This is a genomic window from Mesorhizobium sp. M1A.F.Ca.IN.020.03.2.1 (assembly GCF_004023205.1).
Taxonomy (GTDB): Bacteria; Pseudomonadota; Alphaproteobacteria; order Rhizobiales; family Rhizobiaceae; genus Mesorhizobium.
Map to the genome: position 1 here is coordinate 23,841 of NZ_RZSV01000054.1, position 6,000 is coordinate 29,840.

General features: G+C 64.7%; 5 protein-coding genes. 4 read left to right on the plus strand and 1 reads right to left on the minus strand.

Annotation, left to right across the window (positions count from 1 at the left end; all coding sequences use genetic code 11):
* Window positions 1-157: 157 nt before the first annotated feature.
* Genes EOA79_RS11615 through EOA79_RS11625 form a run of 3 tightly spaced genes read left to right on the plus strand, consistent with a single transcriptional unit; the run spans window position 158 to window position 2,821 of the window.
* Window positions 158-724, plus strand: a complete 567-nt coding sequence (locus EOA79_RS11615) for a sigma-70 family RNA polymerase sigma factor (RefSeq protein WP_095824373.1) — start codon at window positions 158-160, stop codon at window positions 722-724.
* Window positions 721-1,389, plus strand: a complete 669-nt coding sequence (locus tag EOA79_RS11620; RefSeq protein WP_095824427.1) for an anti-sigma factor — start codon at window positions 721-723, stop codon at window positions 1,387-1,389. Before EOA79_RS11615 ends, EOA79_RS11620 begins: the two co-directional genes overlap by 4 nt.
* A complete protein-coding gene (locus EOA79_RS11625) occupies window positions 1,379-2,821 on the plus strand; it encodes a S8 family serine peptidase (protein ID WP_095824374.1) in 1,443 nt (480 codons plus the stop codon). Before EOA79_RS11620 ends, EOA79_RS11625 begins: the two co-directional genes overlap by 11 nt.
* Window positions 2,822-3,050: 229 nt before the next feature.
* Here EOA79_RS11625 and EOA79_RS11630 read toward each other — a convergent pair whose 3' ends face one another.
* Entirely contained in the window at window positions 3,051-4,073 is a 1,023-nt protein-coding gene (locus tag EOA79_RS11630; protein ID WP_095824375.1) for a substrate-binding domain-containing protein, read from the minus strand.
* A gap of 361 nt (window positions 4,074-4,434) precedes the next feature.
* On the opposite strand from EOA79_RS11630, the gene EOA79_RS11635 reads away from it, so the two are divergent.
* A complete protein-coding gene (locus EOA79_RS11635; protein WP_066996009.1) occupies window positions 4,435-5,790 on the plus strand; it encodes an ABC transporter substrate-binding protein in 1,356 nt (451 codons plus the stop codon).
* The last annotated feature ends 210 nt before the right edge of the window (window positions 5,791-6,000 follow it).

A 6,000-nucleotide genomic window follows, 5' to 3' on the forward strand; every position in this document is an offset into this window, starting at 1 on the left:
CGCGCCGATCTACCTTCTCCCACAAGGGGAGAAGGGGGAGCCACCTCTGGCAACGCTCATCTTCTTCGGTTAGCTTCCGAAAATTCCCTGGCGGAGGATGAACCTTTTTGGACCGACCAGCGACAGAGCCACGAGGAGCCAGGCGGCTCGACCGGCCATGAACGCGGCGACCGAAACCGATCGCGCGCTTGTAGACCGGGTCGCGAAGGGCGACCGGGCCGCCGTGCGGCTCCTGTTCATGCGTCACCACGCGCGGATCTACCGTTTCGTGGCGCGCCAGACGGGATCGGACATGATGGCCGACGATATCACCAACGAGGTCTTTCTCGAGCTGTGGCGCCAAGCGCCGGGCTTCGAAGGCCGCTCCGAAGTCTCGACCTGGCTGCTCGGCATCGCCCGCTTCAAGGCACTGTCCTTGCTGCGCAAGAAGAAGGAAGACTGGATCGACGACGATGACGCGGCGCAGGTTCCCGACAGCGCCGACACGCCGGAAGTGGTCACCATGAAGGAAGACAAGGCCGCCGCCTTGCGCCGCTTTGTCGATGCCTTGCCGGAGGAACACCGCACGGTGATCGACCTTGCCTATTACCATGGCCAGTCGGTGACCGAGATCGGCGAGGTGCTCAACATCCCGGTTGCCACCGTCAAGACCAGGATGTTCTACGCCCGCAAGAAACTCGGCGAGGCCCTCAAGGCGGCCGGTTACGACAGGGGGTGGCCATGAGCGCCGCTGAAAAGATGTCGCGCCGCGACGAGATGGAGACGCTGCTGCCGTTCTACCTCAACGGTTCGCTGGAAGGCGCAGAACTCGAAGCCGTCGAGGAATGGCTGGCCTCCGATCCTGCGGCGATGGCCGCGCTCGGCGAGGCGGAAGCCGAATTCTCCGGCACCGCCGCCGCCAACGAAGCGATCCGACCGCCGGCCGACGCGCTCTCCCGGTTTGCAAGGGCGCTCGACGCCGAGGCCGGTCCGGCGCGCACGCCCCCCGGCCAGTCATGGCTGGCGAAGGTCTTCGGCCGGGTCACGGCAATCCCGTCGGGTGTCGCTTGGGCGGCGGCCGCGGCGCTGCTTGCACTGGTCGTGGCGCAGTCTTTCGAGCGGCCGGGCGGCAAGGGCAACGACTTTGAAATCGCTGGCGCTGAGGATGATCTGGCAAACCTGCCCTTCGCGCTGGTCAAGTTCAAGCCGGATGCCAGGATGTCGGATATCGCCGCCTTCCTTGGGCAGAACGGGCTGAAGATCGCCGGCGGGCCGACCGCCGACGATGTGTTTCACGTGACAATCCCGGCCAGCACGGCGGCCGACTACGACAAGCTCGTCGGCCTTATTGCCGCCCAGCCTTTCGCGGAAGCTGTGGTGCAGGGAAGGAAACCGGTCGATGGCGGCTAAGGCGGTCGTTCTTCATGCGGCAATCCTCGCGGCGACATTTGTAGGCGCTCCCGCCGTGGCGCAGACCAACGATCCGAACCTCTCGCAAAAGCAGATCGACTGCCTCAACCGGACGACGGCGGCCGGCGCTGACTGCGACGAGGACGGCGTCAGGAATGGTGGCGGGCAATCCGGCGCGGGCAATGCCGTCGGCGGCGCCGTGTTCCTGCCGTCGCTGATTGTCGACCTGTTCCCGAATCCGCCTGCACGGCCGACGCCTGCGCCAACGCAGCCGGCGCCCCCAAAGAGCCCAACAAGCACAGCGGCGCCTGCTCCGCCGCCAAGCGGCCCCATCACACCGCCTACCGGGCTCAATGTCGTCGCGCCGCCGCGTGCGGTCAGTGGCGACTTCGTGCCCGACGAGGTGCTGGTGACGGTCGCCGGCGATGCCGGCGCGGTGCAGCAGATCGCCACCACCTTCGGACTTCAGGTGCGCTCGCAGCGCCAGTCGCGGCTGCTCGGCACAACGCTGGTGCGCTACGGCATTCCGGACGGACGGCCGGTCGGCGTCGTGCTGGCGCAGCTTGCCGCCGACGGGCGTACGCAGCGGCGTGAGCCCAACCACATCTATTCGCTGCAGCAGGCAGCCGGCATCGTGAACTATGCCTTCGAGCGCATCGCGCTCGATTCGAAACAGGCGAGCGGCGAGAACGTGCGCGTCGCCGTCATCGACACCGGCATCGACGATACCAACCCAGCGCTAAAAGGCGTGATCGCCGACCAGTTCGACGCCATGCCGAACGTGCCGATCAAGAAGCGCGACCACGGCACCTCCGTCGACGGGCTGATCGCCGGCGTCGGCGCGCTGGAAGGCATCGCGCCGGGCGCCAAGATCTATCACGCACGGGCCTTCGAGGGCGGCAAGTCGAGTATGGATGTCATCCTGTCGGCGCTCGACTGGGCGGCGGAACAGGACGTGCGCATCATCAATATGAGCTTCGTCGGGCCGAAGAACGACCTCCTCGGCACCGCCTGCCGCAATGCGCGCGCGCTCGGCATGGTGCTGGTCGCAGCGGCCGGCAACAACGGGCCGAAAGCGCCTTACGGCTATCCGGCAGCCTTCGACGGGGTCATCGCGGTCACCGCGACCGACGCCAAGGACGGGCTGATGCCGCAAGCCAATCGCGGCGCCTATGTCTTCCTCTCGGCGCCGGGCGTTGAGATGGTTGCGCCGAGCGGCACCGGCTCGGACGTGGTGACCGGCACCTCCTTCGCCGCCGCGATCGTCTCAGGCGCGATCGCCAACCTGATCCATGCCGCGCCCGACCGCTCGGCCGATGAGATCGAGAAGGCGCTGGCGGCCACGGCCAAGGATCTCGGCCCGAAGGGGCGGGACAATGACTTCGGCTATGGGCTGTTGGATATAAAAGCAGCTGGGGCTGCGAAGAAATAGGCTCCCGAAAATCTGGGGCGCCGGCGGGACAGCACCCCCCTCTGGCCTGCCGGCCATCTCCCCCGCAAGGGGGGAGATCAGCAGTTTCAGCGCCGACCCCGCTCCTCAAAGTCGAGTATTGGCGAATACGGCTGCGACGTCCAATCTCCCCCCTTGCGGGGGAGATGTCCGGCAGGACAGAGGGGGGTGCGACGGAACTCAACGCGTCTCGTCTGTCGGAACACGATACCTACACCGGCGCGCCGGCCACCGACCCCCGCACCACCAGATCGACCGGCCAGACCTCGCCGCGCGCGCCCTCTTCCAGCCCTGATATGCGCGCCGCCAACCGCTCGGCAACACGCGCGCCGGCAAGGCGGATAGAGGAGCGCGTGGTCGACAGCGGCACCGGGAAATTCTCCGGCCGCAGCCAGGGAAAGACGTCGTCATGGGCGACCAGCGACAGATCGCCCGGAATGGTCAGGCCGAGATCGCGCACGGCGCGGACGACGCCGAGCGCCATGATGAGACTGGAGCAGACGATCGCCGTCGGGGCTCCGCTTTCTTCGAGCAGGCGGCGGGCGGCGCGATAGCCATTTTCCTCGGTCATGGTCGTGGAACAGATGTGGCGCTCGCCCAGTGTCAGTCCGCTGGCGGCAAGCGCCCGGCGCACGCCGCGCTCGCGATGGATGGCGAAGGTCTCGCGGTCATCGCCGTTGATCAGCGCCAGCCGCTTGTGGCCGAGCTGGACGAGAAGCCTGGCCGCTTCGTGGAAGGCGCCCTCGTTGTCGATATCGAGATAGGGATAGTCGAACTCAAAGCCCTCGCTGCGGCCATGGATGATGAAGGGGATGCCCAGCGTGTTGACCAGCGCCAGCCGCCGGTCGGCCGGGCGTGGCGAGGAAATGTAGACGGCGTCGACCTGCCGGTTGGCGACGATGCGCCGATAGGTCGTCTCCTGGTCGTCGGCGTCGGCCGGCGAGAGCACCAGATCGAGCTCGTGCGAGCGGGCATAGTCGCCGAGACCCGAAAGAAACTCGACGAAATGCGGATCGATGTCGACGGCGTTGCCGGTCGGCAGCACATAGCCGATCATTCCCGATTTGCCGGTGGCCAGCCGCCTCGCGCTGGGGTTCGGCCGGTAGCCGTGGCGCTTAGCGGCATCCATCACGCGACGCCGCGTCTCCTCGCTGACCTCCGGGTAGCCGTTCAGCGCCCGGCTTACCGTGGTTTGCGAAAGCGACAGCATGTGCGAGAGTTGCTTGAGGTTCATCGAGGCCTCCAGCCTCAAAGCGCTTTCAATTTGAATCGATCCGAGGATCGCTGGCACCGTCGTCGGAACGTCATGACCTTAGGGGCCGCCACAGGCAGTTTGAAGCCGAAATTGCTGCTGCAGCGCCAAAAAAACTTGCTGCATTGCACTTTTTCCTTCACTCGCAAGCGGGTTTAAATCGATTAGCACGGCCGACCTCTTGACTTCCGCATGATTCAATGGCGAGATCAGATTTAGCCAAAGCGCTTTGGAAGACTCTTCGAAAGGTTGCGGTTGCCTTCTCGCTGAGTCACAGTTCCGTGGGCGTCGGCGGACGAGATGGAGGTTTCGTCCGAACTGTCTCAACACTGGGAGGACTGCCATGAAGAAAATGCTTCTCTTGGGTGCTGCGTTCGCTGCGCTCACCCTTGGCCTGCCGGCACATGCCGAACTGAAATTCAAGCCGGGCGAGGATTCGAAGTTTCATTGGGCGAATTACGACGATCTCAAAAAGGTCGACCTCAAGGGCGAAACGCTGACCATCTTCGGTCCGTGGCGCGGCGAGGACGAGACGCTCGTGCGTTCGGTGCTCGACTATTTCTCCGAGGCGACGGGAGCGGAGGTCAAATACTCCTCGTCCGAGAATTATGAGCAGCAGATCGTCATCGACACACAGGCCGGCAGCCCGCCCAACATCGCCATCCTGCCACAGCCGGGACTGATCCAGGATCTCGCTTCCAAGGGTGTGCTGACCCCGCTGGGCGACGACGTCGCCGCCTGGATCAAGGAAAATTATGCCGCCGGCGACTCCTGGGCCAAGCTCGGCACCTATACGGGCAAGGACGGCAAGCCGGGCTTCTATGCCTTTCCCTACAAGATCGACGTGAAAGGTCTGGTCTGGTACTCGCCAGATAATTTCGAGGAGGCAGGCTACAAAGTTCCGAAGACTCAGGAGGAACTGGCCGATCTCGAAAAGAAGATCATTGCCGACGGCGGCAAGCCCTGGTGCATCGGCCTGGGTTCGGGCGGCGCCACCGGCTGGCCGGCGACCGACTGGGTCGAGGACATCATGCTGCGCACCCAGCCGCCGGAAGTCTACGACAAATGGGTGAAGAACGAGATTCCCTTCACCGATCCGGCCGTGGTCAACGCCCTCGACATCTTCGGCAAGATCGCAACCGACGATAAGATGGTCGACGGCGGTGCCAAGGCAGTCGCCGCAACCGACTTCCGCGACAGCCCGAAGGGCCTCTTTACGGTGCCGCCGAAGTGCTACATGCACCATCAGGCATCGTTCATTCCTTCGTTCTTCCCGGAGAATGTGAAGCTCGGCCAGGATGCGGACTTCTTCCCCTACCCGCCCTATGCCTCGAAGCCGGAACTGGGCACGCCGCTGGAAGTGGCCGGAACGCTGGTGATGATCACCAAGGATTCCAAGGCTTCGCGTGAGTTCATCAAGTTCCTCGAGATGCCGCTCGCGCATGAATTGTGGATGGCGCAGAAGAGCTTCGTCACGCCCTTCAAAGGAGCCAACAAGGACGCCTATGGCAGCGACGCGCTGAAGAAGCAGGGCGAGATCCTGGTCGGGGCCACCACGGTGCGTTTCGACGGCTCGGACCTGATGCCCGGCAAGGTCGGCGCAGGCTCCTTCTGGACCGGCATGATCGACCTGGTCGGCGGCAAGTCCGCCCAGGACGTCGCCGCCGATATCCAGAAGAGCTGGGATGCCATCAAGTAAGCAGAGAGGCCGCCGCGCGCGACCCGAGACTTTCCTCATCCTCCTACTGGATCCGGGCTACGGCCCGGGTCCGACCGGCAACGCACGCCGGAAGCCTTCGCGTTCCGAATAACTCAAAGTCGGCGCATGCGGCTGCCAGCCTTGGCCGGCCGGTCATGCCCAGGGAGAGGGACCCATGGCGGCTCAGATTTTCTCGGCCATATTCGTCAT

Bases quoted from the DNA above. Each gene is read 5' to 3' on its own strand.
- EOA79_RS11615 (WP_095824373.1), top strand. From the start codon at position 158: ATGAACGCGGCGACCGAAACCGATCGCGCGCTTGTAGACCGGGTCGCG.
- EOA79_RS11620 (WP_095824427.1), top strand. From the start codon at position 721: ATGAGCGCCGCTGAAAAGATGTCGCGCCGCGACGAGATGGAGACGCTG.
- EOA79_RS11625 (WP_095824374.1), top strand. From the start codon at position 1,379: ATGGCGGCTAAGGCGGTCGTTCTTCATGCGGCAATCCTCGCGGCGACA.
- EOA79_RS11630 (WP_095824375.1), bottom strand. From the start codon at position 4,073: ATGAACCTCAAGCAACTCTCGCACATGCTGTCGCTTTCGCAAACCACG.
- EOA79_RS11635 (WP_066996009.1), top strand. From the start codon at position 4,435: ATGAAGAAAATGCTTCTCTTGGGTGCTGCGTTCGCTGCGCTCACCCTT.